The 23139-nt window shown below is 58.6% G+C and carries 18 protein-coding genes; 7 read left to right on the forward strand and 11 right to left on the reverse strand.

Features of this window, described 5'->3' with window-relative positions; genetic code table 11:
- Positions 1-65 precede the first annotated feature (65 nt).
- Positions 66-3317, reverse strand: a complete 3252-nt coding sequence (gene sbcC, locus SERS4_RS0105775) for an exonuclease subunit SbcC (RefSeq protein ID WP_017891801.1) — start codon at positions 3315-3317, stop codon at positions 66-68.
- A complete protein-coding gene (gene sbcD / locus SERS4_RS0105780) occupies positions 3314-4546 on the reverse strand; it encodes an exonuclease subunit SbcD (protein ID WP_017891802.1) in 1233 nt (410 codons plus the stop codon). Before sbcD ends, sbcC begins: the two co-directional genes overlap by 4 nt.
- Before the next feature lie 201 nt (positions 4547-4747).
- Between sbcD and phoB the strand changes: the two genes are divergently transcribed.
- From phoB to proY, 6 genes are all read left to right on the forward strand, one after another.
- A complete protein-coding gene (gene phoB / locus SERS4_RS0105785) occupies positions 4748-5437 on the forward strand; it encodes a phosphate response regulator transcription factor PhoB (RefSeq protein ID WP_012005482.1) in 690 nt (229 codons plus the stop codon).
- Positions 5438-5461: 24 nt separating this feature from the next.
- Complete coding sequence (phoR, locus tag SERS4_RS0105790) at positions 5462-6778, forward strand: phosphate regulon sensor histidine kinase PhoR (RefSeq protein ID WP_017891803.1); 1317 nt, start codon at positions 5462-5464, stop codon at positions 6776-6778.
- Between the two features lie 16 nt (positions 6779-6794).
- Positions 6795-7733, forward strand: coding sequence for a PstS family phosphate ABC transporter substrate-binding protein (locus SERS4_RS0105795; RefSeq protein WP_026142230.1), 939 nt, complete (start codon positions 6795-6797; stop codon positions 7731-7733).
- 208 nt (positions 7734-7941) lie between these two features.
- Positions 7942-9048, forward strand: coding sequence for a cobalamin-independent methionine synthase II family protein (locus SERS4_RS0105800; protein ID WP_017891805.1), 1107 nt, complete (start codon positions 7942-7944; stop codon positions 9046-9048).
- A gap of 447 nt (positions 9049-9495) precedes the next feature.
- Positions 9496-10815: a branched-chain amino acid transport system II carrier protein gene (brnQ, locus tag SERS4_RS0105805; RefSeq protein ID WP_012005486.1), complete on the forward strand. Its 1320-nt coding sequence runs from the start codon at positions 9496-9498 to the stop codon at positions 10813-10815.
- Positions 10816-10886: 71 nt separating this feature from the next.
- Entirely contained in the window at positions 10887-12293 is a 1407-nt protein-coding gene (gene proY / locus SERS4_RS0105810) for a proline-specific permease ProY (RefSeq protein ID WP_017891806.1), read from the forward strand.
- A gap of 33 nt (positions 12294-12326) precedes the next feature.
- On the opposite strand, the gene SERS4_RS0105815 is transcribed toward proY, so the two are convergent.
- A complete protein-coding gene (locus SERS4_RS0105815) occupies positions 12327-12590 on the reverse strand; it encodes a hypothetical protein (RefSeq protein WP_017891807.1) in 264 nt (87 codons plus the stop codon).
- Between the two features lie 131 nt (positions 12591-12721).
- Positions 12722-13987, reverse strand: a complete 1266-nt coding sequence (locus SERS4_RS0105820) for a mechanosensitive ion channel family protein (protein ID WP_017891808.1) — start codon at positions 13985-13987, stop codon at positions 12722-12724.
- Positions 13988-14235: 248 nt separating this feature from the next.
- On the opposite strand from SERS4_RS0105820, the gene malZ reads away from it, so the two are divergent.
- Positions 14236-16059: a maltodextrin glucosidase gene (gene malZ, locus SERS4_RS0105830; RefSeq protein ID WP_017891810.1), complete on the forward strand. Its 1824-nt coding sequence runs from the start codon at positions 14236-14238 to the stop codon at positions 16057-16059.
- Positions 16060-16075: 16 nt separating this feature from the next.
- On the opposite strand, the gene SERS4_RS0105835 is transcribed toward malZ, so the two are convergent.
- From SERS4_RS0105835 to SERS4_RS0105865, 7 genes are all read right to left on the reverse strand, one after another.
- Positions 16076-16567 (reverse strand): helix-turn-helix transcriptional regulator, encoded by a 492-nt coding sequence (locus SERS4_RS0105835; protein WP_017891811.1) that lies wholly within the window; start codon positions 16565-16567, stop codon positions 16076-16078.
- Positions 16568-16594: 27 nt separating this feature from the next.
- Positions 16595-17119, reverse strand: coding sequence for a fimbrial protein (locus tag SERS4_RS0105840; RefSeq protein WP_017891812.1), 525 nt, complete (start codon positions 17117-17119; stop codon positions 16595-16597).
- Positions 17120-17133: 14 nt separating this feature from the next.
- Positions 17134-18168 carry a fimbrial protein gene (locus SERS4_RS0105845; protein ID WP_156816641.1) on the reverse strand — a complete coding sequence of 345 codons (1035 nt, stop codon included), beginning with the start codon at positions 18166-18168 and terminating at the stop codon, positions 17134-17136.
- Positions 18165-20678, reverse strand: a complete 2514-nt coding sequence (locus SERS4_RS0105850) for a fimbria/pilus outer membrane usher protein (protein ID WP_017891814.1) — start codon at positions 20676-20678, stop codon at positions 18165-18167. Before SERS4_RS0105850 ends, SERS4_RS0105845 begins: the two co-directional genes overlap by 4 nt.
- Before the next feature lie 32 nt (positions 20679-20710).
- Positions 20711-21415: a molecular chaperone gene (locus tag SERS4_RS0105855; protein WP_017891815.1), complete on the reverse strand. Its 705-nt coding sequence runs from the start codon at positions 21413-21415 to the stop codon at positions 20711-20713.
- A gap of 54 nt (positions 21416-21469) precedes the next feature.
- On the reverse strand, positions 21470-22018 hold the full coding sequence (locus tag SERS4_RS0105860; protein ID WP_017891816.1) for a fimbrial protein: 549 nt from the start codon (positions 22016-22018) through the stop codon (positions 21470-21472).
- Between the two features lie 418 nt (positions 22019-22436).
- A complete protein-coding gene (locus SERS4_RS0105865) occupies positions 22437-23030 on the reverse strand; it encodes a tyrosine-type DNA invertase (protein WP_017891817.1) in 594 nt (197 codons plus the stop codon).
- Positions 23031-23139 lie beyond the last annotated feature (109 nt).

A 23139-nucleotide genomic window follows, 5' to 3' on the forward strand; every position in this document is an offset into this window, starting at 1 on the left:
GGGGTTCACTAGGCACAGGCTCCCTTTCGCCGGTGCTGCAACCCTCTTTCTCAATCAGAGCTGGGTTATTCCAGCCGGAACTGCGGCTCCAGCCGGCTGATGCCGAGCCCGTTGACCTTTTTCACCTTAATTTGTACCGGGATCCGTTCTTTCATGGCTTCCACGTGGCTGATCACACCAATGGTTTTCCCGGAGGCGTTCAGGCTGTCGAGCGTATCCAGCGCGGTATCCAGGGTTTCCGCATCCAGCGTGCCAAAGCCTTCGTCGAGGAACAGCGAGTCGATACTGGTCTTGTGACTGACCAGGTCAGACAGCGCCAGTGCCAGCGCCAGGCTCACCAGGAAGCTTTCACCGCCGGACAGGGTGCGGGTATCGCGCAGCGCGTCCGCCTGCCAGGTATCCACTACCTGTAGCTCCAGCGCATCGCTGGTTTTTCGTTGCAACAAATAGCGCCCGTGCAGCCGTCCCAACTGGTTATTGGCCAGATACACCAGGTGATCGAGCGTCAGCCCCTGGGCAAACTTACGGAATTTATCCCCTTCTTTGGAGCCGATAAGCTGATTGAGATAGCTCCAGTCGTCGTACTGGCTCTGGCTCTGGCTGATTTGCTCAAACAGCGACTGCTGATTGATGCGGCGGGCAGTGTCGCTTTCTAATTGATTGCGCACTTCGCCCTGGCGTAGCTGCAAGGTTTTTAACTGCTGCGCCAGCGCTGCCAGACTCTGGCTCTGGGCATGGGGATCGGTCTGATGCTCATCCAGCCCTTCGGGACGCTGTTGCAACTGCTGTTTCAGGCTGTCAACGGCCTGTGCCAGCAGGGCGCTGGCTTCAACCTGGCGTTGTTGCAGCTGTTCTTTGCGCTGTTGCAGCTGTCGGCGCTGGTCGTCATCCAACAGTGCGGCGCTGAAGCTGGCTTCGTCGCTGAATTCACTGGCGGCCAACGCCTGTAGCCACACTTGTTCCGCCTGTTGCAGCCGCTCGGTCTGTTGCAGCAGTTGCTGTTGTAACCCGGCCAACTGGCCGCTCAGCCGATCGCGTTGCTCCTGGGCTTTCTGCCACTGTTCGGCCGCCTGCTGGCTGGCCTGCTCGCAGGCCGTTTGCCGGGCGCGTAACTGTTCGCGCACCTGGGTGATTTGCTGTTCGCCAAACAGGGCCAGACGCTGCGAACGTTGCTCGCCAAGGACTCGTTCGCCGTCCTGCCACTGTTGCTGCAGCCGCTGCTGTTGCAACTGGGCCTCTGCGTGGCTTTTCTCCAGCAGGATGAAACGCTCGTCCAGCCGTGCTTTCTCTTGGTGCGCCTGCTGCTGTTGCGTTTGCAGTGTGGCCAATTGGTCTTTGGCCTGCTGCACGGCGTGCGACGCCTGTTCGTGCAGCAGCAGGGCGGCCTGACCCTGACGTTCTTCGTTGTCGCAGGCGTTCAGCCATTGGCTCAGGCGGTCGGCGTCTTGCAGGGTAAAGTCAAATACCAGCGGTGTACTGAGGGTTTGCCACTGCTGCAGGTGAGTAGCCAACTGTTGCTCGTCTTGCGTGATGAGCTGCTGTTGGCGCTGTTGCTGTTCTTTCAGGCTTTCGCAACGGGTGCGCAGTTCGGTGCCCTGAGTATACAAAGCCTCGGTTGTGGCGCGCATCTGGGCCAGGCGCAATGCGGTTTCAGAAGGTTTTACCGCCTGATACTGCTCAATGGCCGGGTGGCTGCAGGAGCCGCACAGCGGACAGGGTTCACCGGTTTGCAGGCGGGCGCGCTCGGCTTCCAGGCTGACGATGCGCTGTTCCAGCTCGAGGGCTTTCTCCACGTCTGTCTGGTGGGCTTTTTGCTGTTTATACTGCTGCCGCGTCTCTTCGAGCTGTTTTTCATGTTCGCCGAGTTGCGTCTGGCGGGCGGCAAACTCCTTGCGCTGCTGCTCCAGACGTTCGCTGACCTGGCTAAACAGGGAAGACAGGGTAAATAACTGCTGGCGTACCGGGCGCAGCTCGGCCAGTTCGGTCTGGCGCTGGCGCAGTGTCATCAGGGGCGACTGGGCTTCCAGCGTATTTTGCTGTTTTTGCTGCGCCGTCAGCGCGGCGGTGAGGCCGTTAAGTTTTTCCTGATGCTGCCCGGCCTGTGCGGTCAACTGGCTTCGCTGAACCTCGAGTTGTTCCAGCGCTGTTTTTTGCTGGGCATACTGCTGTGCAGCGCTATCGCACGCCTGTTGCAGATCGGCCTGCGTTTTCTGTAACTGGGCAATCTGGTGATCGAGCGGGACGACTTGCTCGTCGATCAGCCGCTGTTGCGTCTGCTGATGTTCAACATGCGCCTGCAGTTGCGCACGGGCCTGCTCCACCGCCTGTTGCAACGGCGCCATCTGGGCTAGCTGTTGCTCTTGCTGTTGCGTTAATTGGCTTATCTGCTGTTGCAGCGCCTGCTGATCGTTGCGGCAGCGGTTACGTTCATTCAGCAACGGCCGCAGTTTTTCTGCCGGCTCGCTGCGCGCCAACTGCTGCAGTTGCGGTGCGGCCGCCGCCTGTTCTTGTTGTGCCGCGTTCAGTTGACGTTGGTATTCCTGTTGTTTTTGTTGTGTTTGTTGCCACTGCTGCAACCAGTTCAGCGCCTGCTGCTGCTGGTGGGCCTGTTCGCCAAGGGTATTTTCCTGCGTTCCCAGCTCAATTAATTGGTTTTCAAGCTGCTGACGCTGTTCGTCATTGAGCAGTTCAATGCCGCTGGCGCGTTGATGCAGCGCATCCAAATCGGCCCTGGCCTGCTTATGCTGTTCGAAAACTCGCTCGGAAAGCTGGCCGTAGATCTCGGTGCCGGTCAGTTCTTCCAGCAGTTCGGCACGATCGTTGGCATCGGCATTGAGGAAGGCGGCGAACTGCCCCTGGGATAACATCATCGATTTGGTGAAGCGGCCGAAGTCCAACCCGGTGATCGCGGCGGTCATATCTAGCTTGTCGCGTACCTTGTCCGCCAGAATTTTTCCGTCTTCACGCAGCGCCAGCTCCACTTTAGGTGCCTGCAGGTTGCCGTCCGGGGCATTTTTGGCGCGGCGCTGGCTCCAGAAGGCGCGATAGCCGACCCCTTTAACTTCAAATTCGACCTCCGCAAGCGATTCGGCGGTGTGGCGCGTCATCAGCTCGTTCTGGCTCGGCGTGACGTTAAGGCGCGGCGTCTGGTGGTACAACGCCAGACAAATGGCGTCCAGAAGGGTGGTTTTGCCCGCGCCGGTAGGCCCGGTGATGGCGAATAACCCATTGCTGGCAAAGGGCTCGGCGGTAAAATCGATCTTCCATTCGCCCTGCAGGGAATTGAGGTTTTTTAATCTCAGGCTGAGGATTTTCATTGGCTCGGCTCCTGGTCGTTGTGCCGCACGGACTCGACCACCTGCTGGAACATTTGGCTCATTCGTTGCCGACGTTCTTCGGCCATTTCAGGCTCCTGCGCCAGCCGCCGTTCGAACACCTCGTTGACGCTCAGTTCATTGAGCGTTTCCTTGTCCTGCTGTTCAATGGCCTGGCGCCGCTGTTCTTTGCTGCGGCGCAACAGCACCACTTCTACCGGCAGTTGATCGGCCAGTAACTGGATGCGGCGCTGAATGTCGCTAAGGTAGTCCTGTGTTGCCACTTCAATGTCCAGCCACACCGGTAGTTCACCCTGATAATCGGCGAACTGCTGCAATTGTTGTTCGATCTGCGCCAAATCACCCTTGATAAGCTGCATCGGTTGGAAGCTGGGGATCTCCAGCGCAGTGACCTGTTGCAGAGCGCCCGCGCTGAAATCCACCATAAACACGCTTTTGGCTTTGCCCAACTCGTCAAAACTGAGTGGGATCGGCGAGCCGCTGTAGCGAATATGTTCGGATTTGGCGACGTTCTGCGCGCGGTGTATATGCCCCAGCGCGATGTAGTCGGCCGGCGGGAAGGCCTGGGCCGGGAAGGCGTCCAGCGTGCCAATGTAGATATCGCGCACCGAATCGGAGGTGGTGACGCCCACGGTGGTCAGGTGGCCGGTGGCAACAATCGGCAGTGGCAAGCCCAGCGCATCGCGACGCGCACAGGCCGCTTGGTACAGCCTTTGATAATGGTCGGCGATAGCCTCTTGCAGCGCCTGCTGTTTTTGCACTCCGGAGTCGCCGGCTCGGCTGGTGAGCAGATCGCGTGGGCGCAGGAAAGGGATGGCACAAAGTACCGCACCCGGCTGACCATCGCGCTGATTCAGCACCAGAATTTGCTGTTCGGTTTCGCTCTGTGCGTTGGCAATCACGGTGGTATTCAGGCAGGAAAGCAATTCACGCGATTCATTCAAGGTTGCCACGGAGTCGTGGTTACCGCCCAGCACCACCAACTGGCAGCCGGTGCGCTGCAGATCCACCACGAATCGGTTATACAGCTCACGGGCATAACTTGGCGGCGAGCCGGTATCGAACAGGTCCCCGGCGACGATCAGCGCATCCACCTGCTGTTGTTCGATCTGTTCGATCAGCCAGCGCAGAAAAGCCTGATGTTCGGCGGCGCGGCTTTTGGTGAGAAAATACTGGCCAAGATGCCAGTCAGAGGTGTGGATCAGGCGCATGACACTCCCGGGGCGATAGAGTAATGGCAGGGATTATAAAGGGAATATGATGTTTCTGTATTATTAGAAATAATCGCTATGCTTACTGCCTATGACACCCGGTTTATTTCATGGCTATTTATTTCATAAATCTGTCACAAAACTGACGCATAATGGCGCCCGCAATCAACTGTGATCGCTAACACATTGGCAGGATTGACGATGGCAAGACGCATACTGGTGGTGGAAGACGAAGCGCCGATCCGTGAGATGGTGTGCTTTGTGTTGGAACAGAATGGTTACCAACCGTTGGAAGCTGAGGATTATGACAGCGCAGTGACGCGCCTGTCTGAGCCGTTCCCTGATTTAGTGTTGCTCGACTGGATGTTACCCGGAGGTTCCGGCATTCAGTTTATTAAACATATGAAGCGTGAAGCGATGACCCGCGATATTCCGGTGATGATGCTGACCGCACGCGGTGAAGAAGAAGACCGTGTCCGTGGGCTGGAGGTCGGGGCGGATGATTACATCACCAAACCCTTCTCGCCGAAGGAGCTGGTGGCGCGCATCAAGGCGGTAATGCGCCGCATTTCACCGATGGCGGTGGAAGAAGTGATTGAAATGCAAGGGCTGAGCCTGGATCCTTCTTCACACCGGGTGATGGCCAACGAGCAGGCGCTGGATATGGGGCCGACCGAGTTCAAATTGCTGCACTTCTTTATGACTCATCCAGAGCGTGTTTATAGCCGCGAACAGTTGCTTAATCACGTCTGGGGCACTAACGTTTATGTGGAAGACCGCACCGTTGACGTGCATATCCGTCGGCTCCGTAAGGCGTTAGAGACCAGTGGTCATGACAAAATGGTTCAAACCGTTCGGGGCACCGGCTACCGATTCTCAACGCGCTACTGATCGCGACGCGCTGGAGAATATGCCGTGCTAGAACGTCTATCCTGGAAGAGGCTGGCCCTGGAGCTGGCCCTTTTCTGCTTGCCTGCCTTGTTGCTGGGGCTGATTTTCGGTTATCTGCCCTGGTTGCTGCTGGCCTCCGTGCTGGCGGCGCTGGTATGGAATTTCTACAACCAACTCAAACTTTCCCACTGGCTGTGGGTTGACCGCAGCATGACGCCGCCACCCGGGCGCTGGAGCTGGGAGCCGCTGTTTTACGGCCTGTACCAGATGCAGCAGCGTAATCGCCGTCGGCGGCGTGAACTGGCGCTGTTGATCAAACGCTTCCGCAGCGGCGCGGAATCGCTGCCCGATGCGGTGGTGATGACTACCGTCGAAGGCAATATCTTTTGGTGTAACGGTTTGGCGCAGCATCTGCTGGGTTTCCGCTGGCCGGAAGACAATGGTCAGCACATCCTTAACCTGCTGCGTTATCCGGAGTTCAGCCACTATTTGCAACAGCAGGAGTTCACCCGGCCGTTGACGCTGCAGTTGAACAATGAGCACTACGTCGAATTCCGCGTGATGCCTTATTCCGAAGGGCAATTACTGATGGTGGCGCGTGACGTCACCCAAATGCGCCAGCTGGAAGGCGCGCGACGCAACTTCTTCGCCAACGTCAGCCACGAGCTGCGTACCCCGCTCACGGTGTTGCAGGGCTACCTGGAGATGATGAGCGACGAAGAGCTGGATGGCTCGCTGCGCGGCAAAGCGCTGGGCACCATGCAAGAGCAGACCCGGCGTATGGATGGGCTGGTCAAACAGCTGCTGACGCTGTCGCGGATTGAGGCGGCGCCTAACGTCGAGATGAACGAACGGGTCGATATCCCGCTGATGTTGCGGGTGTTGCAACGCGAAGCGCAGTCGTTGAGCGGCGGCAACCATGAGATTAGCTTCCGGGTGAACGAACAGCTCAAGGTGTTCGGCAACGACGACCAACTGCGCAGCGCGGTATCAAACCTGGTGTACAACGCCGTCAATCACACGCCAAAGGGCACCAATATTGAAGTGAGCTGGCAACAGACGCCAAGCGGCGCGCAGTTCCAGGTCAGTGATAATGGGCCGGGCATCGCCGCCGAGCATATTCCGCGCCTGACCGAACGTTTCTATCGCGTCGACAAGGCCCGTTCACGCCAGACCGGCGGCAGTGGGCTGGGGCTGGCGATCGTCAAGCATGCGCTCAGCCACCATGACGCGCGGCTGGAGATCCTCAGTGAGCAGGGCATCGGCACCCGATTCATCTTTACCTTGCCTAACCGGTTGATTGTTCCCGCAGCTTTATCAGAGAATGCGGTGAAAAATTAACGCGCGAGAGGCTGGTATGATCCGAATGACCCGAGGGCTGTTGCTTTGCCTGGCGCTGCTGGTGAGCCGTGGCGCATTAGCGCAGCCGGACGGCATGCTGTCCGGCAACCTGTCGAGCGTCGGTTCCGATACGCTGGCGAATCTGATGGCGCTGTGGGCACAGGACTTCAGCCAGCATTATCCCAACGTTAATTTGCAGATCCAGGCCGCGGGCTCCTCAACTGCGCCGACCGCTTTGGCTGCGGGGGCCGCGCAGTTGGGGCCGATGAGCCGACCGATGAAGGCGGCGGAAGTGTCGGCATTTGAACACCGCTATGGCTATGCGCCGCTGGCAGTGCCGGTCGCCGTCGATGCGCTGGTGGTGTTGGTACATCAGGACAACCCGCTGCGCGGTCTTAATCTGCAGCAGCTAGACCGAATTTTCTCCGCTACCCTGCGCTGTGGCGAAAACCAGCCGGTGACGCGCTGGGGTGAACTGGGGTTGAACGGCGATTGGCAGCAGCGTGCGCTGCAACGCTTTGGGCGTAATTCGGCATCCGGCACCTACGGCTATTTCAAACTGCGTGCGCTGTGTGGCGGTGACTTTATGCCACGGGTCAATGAACTGCCCGGTTCTGCCTCGGTGGTGCAGGCGGTGGCCGGTTCACTGAACAGTATCGGTTACGCCAGCATTGGTTTTCGCGCCAGTGGTGTGCGGCTGTTGCCCCTGGCCGAGTCCGGCGAAAACTATGTCACCCCCAACGACGTCAACGTGCGCAACGGTAGCTACCCGCTGTCGCGCTATCTGTATATTTACATTAACAAAGCGCCCAACCAGCCGTTGGAGCCGCTGACCGCCGCATTTCTCGATCGCGTCCTGTCCGACACCGGACAAAACCTGGTGAACCATGACGGCTATCTGCCGCTGCCTTCTGCTACTTTGCAGAAAACCCGCCAGGCGTTGGGTCTGCAATAAATTTCCCTCGGGGCGTTGATTCGCCCTCAACATGAATTTCTCTCACTACCAATGAAAATTCTTCTATTGCTGCCCTGCAGTGGGTATGACAGCATGCTCTCTATCCTTTTTAGACGTCTGGATGTCCATAATAACCTGACGTAATAATTCAAACTGTCAATTACTGAGGTAAAGGCCCGATCTTTTACCTGCTACCGGGAGTCATAATATGTGCGATTGCAACCACGCTTTTCACGCTGACGTTGTCGGCAGTCTGTTGCGCCCCGCAGCGCTGAAAACCGCTCGCCAACAGTTTCAACAAGGCGATATTGACGCTACTGAGCTGCGGGCGGTTGAGGATCAGCAGATCCGTCTGGCGGTGGCCAAACAGCAAGGGCTCGGCCTGGCGGTGGTGACTGACGGCGAATTCCGCCGGGCGTGGTGGCATTTTGATTTTCTGGAAGGGCTGGACGGCGTGGAAGGCTATGACGCGGAACAGGGGATCCAGTTCAACGGCGTGCAAACCCGAGCGCGCAGCATCAAGGTGGTCGGTAAGCTGGGCTTTAACCCGCAGCATCCGATGCTGGCAGATTTCCGCTTCCTGAAGGCGATCGCCGGTGATACGGTGCCGAAAATGACTATTCCAAGCCCGAGCGTGCTGCACTTTCGCGGTGGGCGCAAGGCCATAGACAGTCAGGTCTACCCGGATCTGAACGCCTATTTCGACGATCTGGCCCAAACCTATCGCGATGCGATCAAGGCATTTTATGATGCCGGTTGCCGCTATCTGCAGCTTGATGACACCGTCTGGGCTTATCTGTGTTCAGACGAACAACGCCGGCAGATCCGCGAGCGCGGAGAGGATCCGGATCGCCTGGCGCGTATTTATGCCGATGTGTTGAATGCGGCGATCGCCGACAAGCCGGACGATCTGACCATTGGGTTGCACGTTTGCCGCGGCAACTTCCGCTCCACCTGGATCTCCGAGGGCGGCTATGAGCCGGTGGCGGAGATCCTGTTCGGTCAGGTGAATATCGACGCCTTCTTCCTGGAGTATGACAATGAGCGGTCCGGCGGGTTTGAGCCGCTGCGCTTTATTAAGCCAGGTAAACAGCAGGTGGTGCTGGGGCTGATCACCACCAAAAACGGCGAGCTGGAGAATCCTGAACAGGTGAAACAGCGTCTTGAGGAGGCCGCGCAGTTTGTCGACCACAGCCAACTTTGCCTCAGTACCCAGTGCGGTTTTGCCTCGACTGAAGAGGGCAACAGCCTGAGTGAGTCACAGCAGTGGAATAAACTGCAAAGCGTGGTGAATATTGCCCGGCAGGTTTGGTAACGGCGAAAAACCCGTTCAGACTGCGCGAAAACTGGCTGTTTATTGGCGTTTTCGCGCGGTCATTAGCCAAAGCCTTCACGTTTTGTGAATCTGTCGCTTAAAAATTATACAAATCATGTATTGTATATTTATTGATAGCCACTATGATCGACTGGCCCCGAAAGATTATCTGGTCTATAACTCTGCTTTTTGTCATGCGTCTTGCCTTTCAACGCTATAAACGTTTAACTTAGCCCCCGTTGTCGGACTAAACCTCCATTTATAACTCCTAAAACTCTGCCCATCATCATGAGTGGTCACTTTCGAATAAGGACAAAACGCCGGACGTTATGCGTTTTCTGCTCTTATTTGGTCTCGTGATGAAATGGCAAGCCGGCAACCGGGTGGGGCATAACGCCACCACGTATCGGACACTTTTTTTCATTTGAACAGGCAACACGACATCGTATGAGTCATCGTTTAACGTCAAAAGATATTATTGCACTGGGTTTTATGACCTTTGCCTTATTCGTCGGTGCCGGGAATATCATTTTCCCGCCGATGGTCGGTTTACAGTCCGGTGAACACGTCTGGACTGCAGCTATCGGCTTCCTGATCACTGCCGTCGGTCTACCGGTGATGACGGTGATCGCGCTGGCTCGTGTCGGTGGCGGCATTGACGCCCTGAGCACGCCAATTGGTCGTCGCGCCGGTCTGCTGCTGGCGACCGTCTGCTATCTGGCCGTTGGCCCGTTGTTTGCCACCCCGCGCACCGCGACCGTCTCCTTCGAAGTGGGCATTGCACCGCTGACCGGTGACGGTGCCATGCCGCTGTTTATTTACAGCCTAGTGTATTTCGCACTGGTGATCGGCATCTCTTTGTATCCGGGCCGCTTGCTCGATACCGTTGGCCACGTACTGGCACCGCTGAAAATTGTTGCGCTGGGCGCGTTGGGTATTGCCGCGCTGGCCTGGCCTGCGGGTACGCCAATTCCGGCCACCGAGGTCTATCAGAACGTTCCATTCTCTACCGGCTTCGTTAACGGCTATCTGACCATGGATACGCTGGGCGCGCTGGTCTTCGGCATCGTCATTGTTAACGCTGCGCGTTCCCGCGGCGTGAAGGATGCCAAATTGCTGACGCGTTACACCATTCTGGCGGGCCTGATCGCCGGTGTCGGTTTGACGCTGGTTTACCTGAGCCTGTTCAAGCTGGGTTCCGGCAGCGGTGTGCTGGTACCGGACGCTACCAACGGCGCGGTGATCTTGCATGCTTATGTACAGAACACCTTCGGTGGGTTGGGCAGCTTCTTCCTGGCCGCGCTGATCTTTATCGCCTGTATGGTGACTGCGGTTGGCCTGACCTGCGCCTGTGCCGAGTTCTTTGCCCAATACCTGCCGTTCTCTTACAAGACGCTGGTGTTCATTTTGGGTCTGTTCTCGATGCTGGTTTCCAACCTGGGCCTGAGCCATCTGATCCAGATCTCTATCCCGGTACTGACCGCGATTTATCCGCCGTGTATCGTGCTGGTGGTGCTGAGTTTCACTCAGCGCTGGTGGAACAGCGCGCCGCGTATCATCGCGCCGGTGATGTTAGTCAGCCTGTTGTTTGGTATCCTTGACGCGGTGAAAGCGTCCACCTTCCAGCACTTCCTGCCGGAGTGGACCAATCACCTGCCATTGGCGGATCAAGGGTTGGCATGGTTGCCGCCGTCGCTGCTGATGCTGGTGCTGGTCGCAATTTATGACCGGGTTTGTTCGCGCTCCGAAGTGACCGCGCACTCCTAATTCCCCGGCTAAATTTTGGGCCACGGACTTGTCCGTGGCTTTTTTACGTTTAAAAAACACGGGTTATCTTCATGCAACAACAGTCACCCGCCGCTCCTGCGGCCAATAAGCTGAAACGCGGTCTTAGTACGCGTCACATTCGCTTTATGGCTCTTGGCTCGGCTATCGGCACCGGTCTGTTCTACGGTTCGGCGGACGCCATTAAAATGGCCGGCCCGAGCGTTTTGCTGGCCTACCTGATTGGCGGTATTGTCGCCTTTATCATCATGCGCGCGCTGGGCGAGATGTCGGTCAACAACCCGCAGGCCAGTTCGTTTTCACGCTACGCGCAGGACTACCTTGGCCCGATGGCCGGCTATATCACCGGTTGGACCTACTGTTTTGAAATCCTGATTGTCGCGATTGCCGACGTGACGGCGTTCGGTATCTATATGGGGATTTGGTTCCCAGAGGTGCCGCATTGGATTTGGGTGCTGAGCGTGGTGCTGGTGATTGGCGCCATCAACCTGATGAGCGTGAAGGTGTTCGGTGAGCTGGAGTTTTGGTTCTCGTTCTTCAAAGTGGCCACCATCATCATCATGATTGCTGCCGGTATCGGCATCATCATCTGGGGGATTGGCAACGGCGGGCAGCCGACCGGTATCCATAACCTGTGGTCTAATGGCGGCTTCTTCAGTAACGGGTTTATCGGCATGATCCTGTCGCTGCAGTTGGTGATGTTTGCCTACGGCGGCATCGAAATTATCGGTATCACCGCCGGTGAAGCCAAAGATCCGAAAAGCTCGATTCCCAAGGCCATTAACTCGGTGCCGTGGCGTATTCTGGTGTTCTACGTCGGTACGCTGTTTGTCATCATGTCTATCTACCCGTGGAACCAGGTGGGCACCAATGGCAGCCCGTTCGTGCTGACCTTCCAGCACATGGGAATTACCGTGGCGGCAGGTATCCTTAACTTTGTGGTGATCACCGCATCATTGTCTGCGATTAACAGCGACGTGTTTGGCGTTGGTCGCATGCTGCACGGCATGGCTGAACAGGGCCACGCGCCGAAGATATTCAGCAAGGTCTCCAAACGCGGTATTCCGTGGGTCACTGTGGTGGTGATGATGCTGGCGCTGCTGCTGGCGGTGTATCTCAACTACATCATGCCGGAAAACGTGTTCCTGGTGATTGCCTCCCTGGCGACCTTCGCCACCGTGTGGGTGTGGATCATGATCCTGTTCTCGCAGATTGCCTTCCGTCGCAGCCTGAGCAAAGATCAGGTGAAAAACTTGGCCTTCCCGCTGCGTGGCGGCGTGTTTACCTCGGTGGTGGCGATCATCTTCCTGGTGTTTATCATCGGTCTGATCGGCTACTTCCCAACCACCCGCGTATCGCTGTACGCCGGTCTGGTCTGGGTGGTGGTACTGCTGGCGGGCTACTACTTCAAGCTCAACCACCAGAAGAAGCTGGCGGTGCTGGCGCAGCAGCAGGATTGAAAATGAAAACACCGGCCATGCGCCGGTGTTTTTTTAATGCTTTTCCTCTGGCTCATCGTCCCCGGAGGAGCGAGCTTCGATGCGCAGGCTGCTGTCGTTCAGCCGTTCTTCCTTCCCTTCTCCTGCTGCGCGCGCCAGCATCTCGCGGATATCCTGCATATTGCTGCTCAGGGCGCTAAGCGCTGGCTGCAAGGTCCGACTCATATGGCTTTCGTCCAGTGAAGCGCTGTGCAGGCAGCCAATAAACAGCAGCGTGGCCAGCAGGGTAAACAGCCGGTGGCGTAATGATTTCAGCAATCCTCTTTTCCTTCTGCGGGCGATAATCAACGCATTAACGCGGTTTTTATGCCGAAAGAGAAGCGAACCGAGACATCCGTTGCCCCTGGGTTGAGAGTCATTACCGGCAGAAACAGTTACGTCAACCTGCGTCAGGAAAGGTCGGGCGCCTGGTGCATCTGGCTGAGCATGCTGCGCATATCGTTGCCGGTTGGCGTTTGATGTACCCGCAGGTCGAATTCGTTAATCACCGCCAGAATATGGTCGAAGATATCCGATTGAATACTTTCGTATTCCGCCCAGACCGTGGTGTTGGTGAAGGCGTAAATCTCCAGCGGCAGGCCCTCCGGCATTGGTGCTAATTGGCGCACCATCAGCGTCATATTCTGATGAATATTCGGGTGGGCGCGCAGGTACGCCACCAGATAAGCGCGCAGCGTGCCAAGGTTGGTCAGGCGGCGGCCGTTGAGGGGGGAACTGAGATCTACGGCAATCTGCTGGTTATGTTGGCTTAACTCCTGCGTTTTATCGTTCAGATAGCGTTGCAGCAGCGGGTTGCGGTTCAGCCGCTGCTGTTCTTCATCCGACAAAAAATGCACGCTGGTGGTGTCGATATTGATGCTGCGCTTGATGCGACGCCCGCCGGATTCCGACATGGAGCGCCAGTTTTTAAAAGAGTCGGAGATCAGCGCGTAGGTCGGGATGGTGGTGACGGTGTTATCCCAGTTGCGCACTTTTACCGTGGTCAGGCCGATGTCGGTGACCGCACCGTCTGCGCCGTATTTCGGCATTTCCAGCCAGTCGCCGATGCTAAGCATATCGTTGGCGGAAAGCTGAATACCGGCTACCAGACCGAGGATCGGGTCTTTGAACACCAACATCAGCACCGCGGTCATCGCCCCCAGGCCGCTGAGCAGCAGCAAGGGTGATTTACCCATCAGCAAGGAGACGATCATGATGCCGATCAGGATGGCGGCTACCAGCTTCAGCCCCTGGAAAATACCACGCAGCGGCAACTGGTTTGAAATCGGGCTTTGGCGCAGCATCGCCAACAGCGTATCCAGCAGGGAAAACAATGACAGCAGGGCGAAGCCCATGATCCACACCTGGGCGGCGGTGACGATAACCGCCTGCGTCTGGCCACCGGCGTGCAGCCACAGCACCGCCTGCAGATTAATGATCACCCCCTGCAATAACAACGCCATACGCTGGAACAGCTTGTATTGGGTGATTGCCTGTTGCCATACGCGTTGCGATTGCTGGCCACGGCGCTGGATTGCCCTCAGCACTACGCGGTGCAGCACCAGATGGATCACCACCGAAATCAGGACGATCAGCCCCAGCACCATCAGCAGAGACATCACCCCGCTAAATTCCAGCCCGAACTTCTCCAGCCACAGGGTTATCTGTTGTTGCATTGCCGCTCCTTAAAAAATGTGCAAAAAATATCCAATAGACTCAAAACACGTTAGCCTAATGGCTGCGGGCCACAATGTGCGTCTTTTTACCCTTTTTTACATAGGCTTGCCGCTGACCGACTATCTCCACCCCCCGGCTCCTCCCCGAGTTTACCGACCAAAGAGGAGGGGGACTGGCACTCAACGTGGCATTGTTCGTGGCATTGAATAACGTCGTCGATTTCGTTTTGTACAGCAGGAGGAAAGTCATGCTTAACGCCTGGCATCAACCGGTCCCGCCCTTCGTGGTGAAGAAGGGGCAACGTCTTGATATCACGCTGTGGTTACAGGGTGATGATGTGCCCGAACGGGTGTTTTTACGCGCCGAGCCGGATAATGAAGAATGGTTGCTGACGATGAAAGTGCAGCATATTGACGGGCTGCATCGCTATCAGGCCAGTTTGACGCTCAATGAGGGTGAGCCGACCCGCCGTTACTGCTTCAAGCTGGTTTGGGCCGCCAGTCAGCAATGGTTCGGCCCCCAGGGTTGGTCGCTGACGCCGCCGGGGCAACTGGCGCAGTTTGCTGTCGACGTGCCCGACCGCAGCCCGGCCTGGGTGGCGGATCAGGTTTTCTATCAAATTTTCCCCGATCGCTTCTCCAGTAGCGGGGGGGAACACGGCATTCAGAGCGGCAGCTATCGTCATCATGCGGCCGGTTGTGATGTTGTGCGTCAGGATTGGCACCATCCGCTGGAAGACCGGCATGCTGCGTCCACCTTCTACGGTGGCGATCTGGATGGCATCAGCCAAAAACTGCCTTATCTACAGCAGCTGGGCGTGACGGCGCTGTATCTGAATCCGATTTTCACCGCGCCCAGCGTACATAAATACGATACCGAAGATTATTACCAGGTCGATCCCTATTTCGGCGGCAACGCCGCCCTGCAGCGTTTGCGAGTGAGTACTCACAAGGTGGGGATGAAACTGGTGCTGGACGGGGTGTTTAACCATACCGGCGATTCGCATCCGTGGTTTGACCGCCACCAGCAAGGGGACAACGGCGCTTGCCATCACCCCGATTCACCTTACCGTGGCTGGTTCAATTTCTACCCCGATGGCCGCGCACTCGACTGGAAAGGGAATGCCAGCCTGCCGAAGCTTAACTTCGCTGAACCGCAGGTAGCGGAAGCGATTTATCGCGGTGACGCCAGTGTGGTGCGTCACTGGTTACGGCCGCCGTACAACATTGACGGTTGGCGGCTGGATGTGGTGCACATGCTGGGTGAGAACGGGGGCGCAACCGGCAATTTGCAGCATCTGGCGGGCATTTATCAGGCGGTTAAACAGGAAAACCCGCAGGCCTACGTGCTGGGCGAGCATTTTGGCGACGCGCGTCGCTGGCTGCATGCCGGCGTGGAAGATGCGGCAATGAATTACATGGGCTTTGCCCTGCCGGTGCGGGGGTTCCTCGCCGGGCTGGACGTGGCGCACCACCCGGTGCAGCTGGATGCGGCGGACTGCGCCCAGTGGATGGACGGTTATCGGGCCGGGCTGCCGCATGGCCGTCAGTTGATTCAGTTCAACCAGCTCGACAGCCATGACACTGCACGTTTTCTGACGCTATTACAGGGCAATCAGGCGCGGATGCGCATGGCGGCGGTGTGGCTGATGAGCTGGATAGGCGTACCCTGCCTATATTATGGCGACGAGATTGGTCTGGATGGGGCCAACGACCCGTTCTGCCGCAAGCCTTTTCCGTGGGATGAAAGCCAGTGGGATCAGAACCTGTTGGCCCTGTACCAGCGCATGGCGGCGCTGCGCAAACAGAGTCTGGCGCTGCGTCGCGGCGGTTGTCAGGTGCTGCATGCCGCCGCTGAAACGCTGGTGTTTGTGCGTATTTACCAACAGGAACAGGTGTTGGTGGCGTTACAGCGTGACGGTAACGGCAGCGTGACCCTGCCACACAGCCCGTTGCTGGCCGCAGGCCAATGGCAACGGCTGGAAGGCGACGGCGAGTTGCATGACGGGCAAAACGCGATCTCGCTGCAACTGGGTGAAGAGTCGGTAAGCCTGTGGCGGCTAACAGGCTAATCTGGCCAGGTTCCCCTTAAAAAACCTGTCCCCAGTTGGCCAACAGTGTCTGCGCCTGGCCGGGCGCAGACCTGAACAAGTCTACCGCACTGCATAACCTCAGTTTCTCCATCAGCCGCTGCTTTTGCAGGCTGATGGTTTTGATGCTTTTATGCTGCTCGCGGGCAATCGCGCCCACCGTTTTACCCTGCAACAGGCCAGCCAGTACCCGATGCTCCCGCGGCGAGAGCGACTGCATTTGCTGAGGGGAGGCCTGCGGCAAGGGCGGACTCAGCAGGGCGGCCAGCGCATACAGCATGGCGTTGTTGTTCAGGCCCAGTTTTTCCATCGCCCGTTGCTTGTGGTTGCTGACGGTGCGGATATTGCGGTTACGCCGTTGGGCAATGGTAGTCAGGTCCTGCCCGTTGAGCAGGGCCTGCAGCACCAGGCGTTCGTTCGGCGTTAATTTCTCTGCCAGATGCGGGGGCAACAATACGGGGGGGCGTGGGGCGATATTGGTTAACGGCATGGGCGTCTCCTGCAGGCAATGACTGCGTTAATTGCTGTACAAAATGGTGAAGGTGGCACTGGCATTGGCGCTGCCGGCGGTCACGGTATCGCTGATGGCGATATAACGGGCGGTGAAGGCCAGCGATGAAACACTGCCGGCACCGCCCTGGATCGCCATGGCCGCCGAGGGCTGCCCAAACCGCAGTACGGTCGCCCCGGCATCCTGCAATTGAATGCCGACGCCGCCGGCAACGCCGGTTCCCGCCGTCAGCGCCAATACGCTGGTGTCACCGCTGACGGCGCTGCCGTCAAACCGCACCTGTACCTGGCTGATTTCCGCCGGGCAGTTTTTCAGCCGCAGGGTAAAGCGGGTGGCCGAGGCGGTGCTGCCCTTGCCCGCCAGGGCGCTTTGCGACAGGGTGCCGAGCGGCACGTTCAGCGGATTGACCTCCGGCTGACAGGCGGACGAGAGTATCCGCCCGGTCACGTTGATGCTGGCGCTGTCGGCCAGAGCGGCGGCAGGCAGCAGCAACGCCAGCCCGGCCGCCATCAGGGGCTTGAAAAGGGTCATGCGTTTCTCCCGGTTTACTGGTAGGTGATATTCAGGGTGGCACTGCTGTTGGCCAGCCCGGCGCCGATGGCGGTTTTGGTCTGGTAATAGCGCGCGCTGAACGGCAGGGTTTCCTGACCGCCGGCGGAGGTTTTCAGCAGGATATTGTTGTTGAGTTTGAGCGGCACGCTGCCGTACAGCAGTTGCACCCCGACGCCGCTGGCGGTGCCGCTCTGCCCGGCGTTGGTCAGGGCCAGCACGCTGGTGTCGGTGGTGTCTGCGTTTTGGGTGCCGGCCAGCGCGACGTTGATATTGGCATCCTTGTCGCAGCTCAGGCCCAGATTGAAGGTTTTATCGCCGGCGGTGGTGGTGATGCCGGTGAATTGGGTGGCGGAGACATCACCCAAGGGGACGCTGATGCTGGTGTTAGTGAGGGAGCAGGCGACTTTTGTGACGGTGCCGGTGATAGTGATGGGGATTTCGGTGGTCCAGCTCGTCGGGATGTTGCCAGCATTACCACTTATCAGCGCGCCGACTTTACCAGTCAATGGACCACTGTCCAGCATGCCTGTTTTATATAGCTGAATTTGGGGAATTAAAGGCCAGTTAGGGTTGAGGGCAGCTACGGCACTAGTGGCCATAACCCAGGTGTCGGTAGAACCATAAAAACCCTTACCACCGATCCATACGGAATTTTTGTCAACACCAAGAATGTATCCGATGCCGGATATATTGCTCGCAAAAACCCTCTTTACCCCATCAATATTGTTATTTGCGTAAGCACCATAGGTTTTGACTCCAACACCAACGTTGCTATCCGGGTTTATGCAGTTGTAGCCGCTGCGGGTTCCTTGCAGCACGCCTGTTAACGCGGATAAATTTGGTGTATCTCTCTGCACAATAATTGTGCCTAAATCTATCGTGGCCGAACTGGTTATCGGCGTACAGGTCCATGCTCGCCCCGGCTGGCTATACAATGCTGCCAATATAGTGCCGCTCACCAGGCTCAGCGTCTTCAGGCCATGTGTTGTTGCCATTGTCAGCCTTCTCTTTTCTATTGGATCTTTCATCCACACACCTCATTAATCTGCACTACGCCACCCGGCTGGGGCGCTGTTGGCAAGCGGTAATTAACCCGGCAGGCGCCGCCGCTGCCGTTGCCCCATTTCACCCGCAGGCTGCCGCTGTCGGGCAAGCCGCTCAGGTACACCTGGCCCGCGTCGCCGACGATGCTGGCCTGGGCCGCGTTTTGCTCGGCCGTACTCACCGTGGCACCAAAGGGCACCGGGCGGCCATCGGCCTGGGTTAAGGTCATCAGTACCCGTGCGCCCACTTTGGCCGTAAAGGTGGCGCGCACCAGCGCACCCCGCGTCGGGGTGACCCGCTGGCTGTTCTGTTCAATCTCCGCGTCCGTCGGCAGCGTTTCCGGGTTCAGCGCCACGTTGCCATTGCGGTACGGCGTCAGGTAGGGCACCAGCGCGTAGCCACGGTAGTCGGTGCGTACCCCGGTCTGGTTGCTCACGCTCACCCCCGGCGCACCCGGTGCCGCCACCAGCGCGGCGGTTTCCCCCAGCGGCTGGCCCAGCGTAATGCCGTTCTGGTGCGCCACCACGCTGCCCTGCAGCCCGTAGTTCAGCCGCCGGTTGTCTTTGTCATAGCCGTAACCGGCAGTCACTTCGCCGTAGGTGCTGCGGTAGTCCAGATTGCTGTTGCCGCCGTAGCCCTGACCGCGACTGCCGTAGGTCTGCTGCACGCCCCAGCTCAGGCTGTTGTCCGGCAGTGCCACGCCGCTCAGCCCCAGGTTGTGGCTGGTTGCGCCGCCTTTGGTGCTGTTGAGGCCGTAGTTGACCCAGGCGTTGTTGTTGTCCCACAGGTTGAGCGGCACGTTGAGGTTCAGCGCTATCTGCTGGTCGTTACTGCGGGTGGTACCCTGGGTGTTGCGGTTGTAGTTCCAGTTGACGCCGTAACTGATGCCGCGCCAGCTGTTGCTGTAACCCAGCCCCAGTGACGCCAGGCTGCGCTCGCTGTTCCAGTAGTCTTCCCGCACCGCGCTCAGCGACAGGCTGCCCGCCTGCGGCCCCAGCTGCTGGTTCATGCTCAGCTCGGCCCGGTTGCGCCGCCGTTCGTTCTGCCAGAGAGGGCTGGCATTGCTGCGCCAGCCGTCCAGCACTTCCGCCAGCGAATAGAACCCGGCGGTGGAGTAACGGTAACCGGCGATGGCGAAGTTGGTGCCGGTCTGCACCAGATTTTTGCTGTAGCGTACCCGCCAGGACTGGCCGGTGGCGCTGTCTTTGTCTTTCGGTTGGCTGCGCGACTGCGTCATGTCCACGGAAAACGCGCCCCACTCACCGAGGTTGTTGCCCAGCCCCAGCGCCGCCGACTGGTAGTGTTGCGCCGCCTGCACGCCGCCGTACAGGGTGGTGTTCCACGGCAGGCCGTAAATCGCGGTGCCCTGCACCAGGGCGCTTTTATCCACGCTGCGGTCATAGCTGCGGTACTGGCCGCCGGTCAGGCTGTATTTGAGCCGGCCTTCCCGCTGCAGCACCGGCAGTGAGGCGAAGGGCACCACCAATTGTTGTTCGCTGCCGTCCGCTTCCTTGATGGTGACCTGCAGGTCGCCGCTGCCGCCGGTGGGGTACATGTCGTTAATCACGAAGGCACCGGGGGCGACAAAGGTGCGGTAGATTTCATAGCCGTTCTGGCGCACCACCACCTGGGCATTGGTGCGGGCGATACCGCGCACCACCGGGGCGTAACCGCGCAGGCTGTCGGGCAGCATCTCGTCGTCCGAGGCTATCTGCACGCCGCGAAAGGGCACGGCGTCAAACACCTCGGCCGGGGCATTGCTGTCGCCCAGGGTCAGCTGGCTTTGCAGGCCAATCAGGTTGCGCTGGGCGTAGGTGTAGACCGTGTCCCACTTGTCCTGGCCGTCGCTGCTGCGGCTCCAGGTGGTGTAGTTGCGCAAGCGCCAGGGGCCGGCGTTCAGGCCGGGGCGCAGGTTGGCGAACTGGCTGTTGCTGTCGCCGCCCTGACCGCTGCCGCGGGCGGTGGTGTTGGCGCCGGTCAGGCTGTAATTGAGTATCAGCGCCGGGATACCCTCGTCCCATTGTGACGACGGCACATAACCGCGCGGTTGCGGCGTCATGGCCGCCTGGGGAATGCTCAGCACCAGCTGCTGCTGACTGAAACGCAGCTGCGCCGAGGCCTGGGGAATGGCGGCCAGATTGGCGCAGTCGCTGCCTGCGCTGCCGAGCGCCGGGAACAGGGCGGTACGGACCCCCCAGCCGGCCAGGTCGGCCAGGCTCAGGCAGGGTTGCAGGCCGCCCGGCGCGGCGCTGAAAGTGACCATCCGGGTCTCGGTCAGGCGTTCGTTGAGCAGGATATCTACCCGATAGGTGCCGGGGGGCTGCCCGCCGGCGTCTTCAAAGACCGACAGGTCGGTCTGGCTCTGGCGGGCGTCGCCCTGCTCCAGCAGGGCCGGGTTGAAGTAGTCCCGCCCCTGTGCCGCCGGCGACAACGCCAGCGCGGTCAGTATCATCATCCTCAGCGGGTTTATGCCTGTCGTCCGTTGTTGCTGCATCGCATGCTCCTTGCTTGCGTCGCCGTAACCGGTTAACCGGCCACGGTGCCTTTCAGCCATTGCCCCGCGCCGCCGAAGTCGTTCAGCAGCCGCCAGCTGACTTCACGTCCGTCGCCCGGCAGGGTCAGGGTCGCACTGCTGAACGGGGCCACGTAGGTGGCGTCTTTCACCGGCAGGCCATTGACCTTGATACCCTGAAAGTTCATGTAAAACGGCGTGGGGTTGCTGACTTCCAGCTTGCCCGCCACCCGGCGCCAGGTCAGTTGACCGCCGACGCTTTCCGGCTGGCGGCCGCTCAGGGCCTGCGGGCGGAAAATCAGTTTGATGCGCGTCTTGATGGCGATTTGCAGGGTGTTGTCCTGGCGCACGGCCGAGGGGATGGCTTTGACATTCAGCCAGTACAGCGTTTCCCGGTCTTCGGGCAGGGCGCCGCCGACCCGCACCACGCGCAGGACGTTTTGCTGCCCCCCGTCGAGGCGAAACAGCGGCGGGGTCAGGATAAAGGGGGCCTTGCTCTCGTCGGTCCGGGCGGTTTCGACCCAGGACTGGATAAGGTAAGGCGAGGCGTCCGGGTTGCTGACGGTCAGGGAGCTCTCTTTTTTGTCACCCTCGTAGACCAGGCGGGTGGCGCCGACCACCACGCCGGCCTGAGTCGGCAGGCTGGTCGTCAACACGCCGGCAATCAGCGTGGCGGTCATCAGAACGCGGCGATAGCGTGCAGTGAGCCGATAGGTCATGGCATTGTCTCCGGCAGGAAAAGGGGCAGCAGTCGCTGCCGCCCCAGAGGGGTATTAGTTGTAGTTGATGGTGAAGCTGGCGGTGGCGTTGGCTGTCCCTGCGACCACCGTCGCGGCGGTGGCAATGTAGCGGGCGGTGAAGTCCAGGTCGTTGGTGACGTCTTTGGTGGTATCTGTGGCATCGCCGAGCGCCAGGGTGTAGCTGGTCGAGTTGGTGGCCAGCGGCAGCACTGCGCCGCTCTTGTCGGAGAGCTGGATACCGACGCCGGTGGCGACACCGGTGCCGCTGGTCAGGGCCAGCACCTTATCGTCACCGCCGGCGGCGATACCGTCAAATTTCACGGTGGCGGTAGTGGCGGCAGGACAGGTTTTCAGTTTCAGGCTGAACTTGGAAGCGGCACTGGTGCTGCCGGCGCCGGAGAAGGATTTGGTGCTGATTTTCCCCATTGGGACGGCCAGGGTGGTGGAACCGCCCATATCGACCGTACAGGCGTCGGCGGTGATGGAGCCGGTGAAGTTGACGGTACCGTCTGCCGCCAGGGCAGAAGAGAGGGAGAAAGCGGTGGTGGCGAGCAGTGCCGTGGCGAGTAGTGTCTTTTTCATTGATAAATTCCTTTCAACATGTGTTCCACACATAAAAATCCATTAACCCTTTGAAAAGGTTGTTCCTTTTGGTTTGGCCCGACGCGTTTTTCGTTGGAAAAAAGGTAACATTTTGAGCCAAAGTGTTACATTTTACATATTGTTCTAAACGTCAGGCTAAGAAGGGGGATTGTCAGGAGATAACACCAGGGACGGTGTTTTAATGATGTGTTTATCTGGGTGAATAGTGGTCAATGAACGAGGTGAATAAAAAACACACTGGGTGCTGGGCGAAACCGGGTTTTTATCAGGAAAGGAACGTTTTAACGGCGCGGGATATATCTTACTGATAATGTGATGTTTATTCGATGGATAAAAAAAATACGACGGCGGTATTGACTTCTTTTCGGGGAATTCTTAGTTTATGTGTCAGTTTGGCTCAAAGTGTTACATTTTTTCGGCTTTTTTCCTCCCATAAGTACCTGAATCTCCCGGCATTGGCGGCGGTATACAGCACCGTGTGCTGAATGTTGCGATGCCCCAGATAATCCTGAATCACCCGCGTATCGGCGCCGTTATCCGCCAGCGCATAGCCACAGGCATGACGCAGCATGTGCGGATGCGCCTCGACCTCCAGCCCGGCCCGACGGCCATACTCACGCAACATACGAAAGATACGCTGACGCGACAGGCGATGGCCCTTTTGTGACAGAAACAGCCAGTCCTGGTCGTCCAGGTTGCGGCAGAACTGGCGTTTTTCCAGCCAACGTTGCAACAGGTGTTTCTCGGTGGCTTCCAGCGGGTGGGTGGTGGACAGGCCGTTTTTAAGGCGGCTGATGTAGAGGCAGCCGTCGTCCATGTCGAGGTCGGCGAGGCGCAGGCCGGTGAGTTCGCTGACGCGACAGCCATGAATGAAGCCCATCCAGATCAGGCAGGTATCACGCTCGGGCGCCCGGCCGGCGGCGGCTTGCAGCAGCAGACGCCCGACTTCACCCCGGGTGAGGTGTTTGCGGTGCTGTTGTGATTTGATCACGGTATTCTCCTCAAAAAGAAACGGCCGGCGGGTGCCGACCGTGGTCTGTCACAGACAGAGTGGGGGGAGTATAGCCTAACGCTGGCACGCAATACCGAGCCAACGCAGG

This window comes from Serratia sp. S4 (genome assembly GCF_000347995.1).
Lineage (GTDB): Bacteria > Pseudomonadota > Gammaproteobacteria > Enterobacterales > Enterobacteriaceae > Serratia > Serratia quinivorans.

Bases quoted from the DNA above. Each gene is read 5' to 3' on its own strand.
- sbcC (WP_017891801.1), bottom strand. From the start codon at position 3,317: ATGAAAATCCTCAGCCTGAGATTAAAAAACCTCAATTCCCTGCAGGGC.
- SERS4_RS0105860 (WP_017891816.1), bottom strand. From the start codon at position 22,018: ATGAAAAAGACACTACTCGCCACGGCACTGCTCGCCACCACCGCTTTC.
- phoB (WP_012005482.1), top strand. From the start codon at position 4,748: ATGGCAAGACGCATACTGGTGGTGGAAGACGAAGCGCCGATCCGTGAG.
- SERS4_RS0105820 (WP_017891808.1), bottom strand. From the start codon at position 13,987: ATGCAACAACAGATAACCCTGTGGCTGGAGAAGTTCGGGCTGGAATTT.
- brnQ (WP_012005486.1), top strand. From the start codon at position 9,496: ATGAGTCATCGTTTAACGTCAAAAGATATTATTGCACTGGGTTTTATG.
- SERS4_RS0105845 (WP_156816641.1), bottom strand. From the start codon at position 18,168: ATGAAAGATCCAATAGAAAAGAGAAGGCTGACAATGGCAACAACACAT.
- SERS4_RS0105800 (WP_017891805.1), top strand. From the start codon at position 7,942: ATGTGCGATTGCAACCACGCTTTTCACGCTGACGTTGTCGGCAGTCTG.
- SERS4_RS0105835 (WP_017891811.1), bottom strand. From the start codon at position 16,567: ATGCCGTTAACCAATATCGCCCCACGCCCCCCCGTATTGTTGCCCCCG.
- SERS4_RS0105850 (WP_017891814.1), bottom strand. From the start codon at position 20,678: ATGCAGCAACAACGGACGACAGGCATAAACCCGCTGAGGATGATGATA.
- SERS4_RS0105855 (WP_017891815.1), bottom strand. From the start codon at position 21,415: ATGACCTATCGGCTCACTGCACGCTATCGCCGCGTTCTGATGACCGCC.
- SERS4_RS0105840 (WP_017891812.1), bottom strand. From the start codon at position 17,119: ATGACCCTTTTCAAGCCCCTGATGGCGGCCGGGCTGGCGTTGCTGCTG.
- sbcD (WP_017891802.1), bottom strand. From the start codon at position 4,546: ATGCGCCTGATCCACACCTCTGACTGGCATCTTGGCCAGTATTTTCTC.
- proY (WP_017891806.1), top strand. From the start codon at position 10,887: ATGCAACAACAGTCACCCGCCGCTCCTGCGGCCAATAAGCTGAAACGC.
- SERS4_RS0105795 (WP_026142230.1), top strand. From the start codon at position 6,795: ATGATCCGAATGACCCGAGGGCTGTTGCTTTGCCTGGCGCTGCTGGTG.
- malZ (WP_017891810.1), top strand. From the start codon at position 14,236: ATGCTTAACGCCTGGCATCAACCGGTCCCGCCCTTCGTGGTGAAGAAG.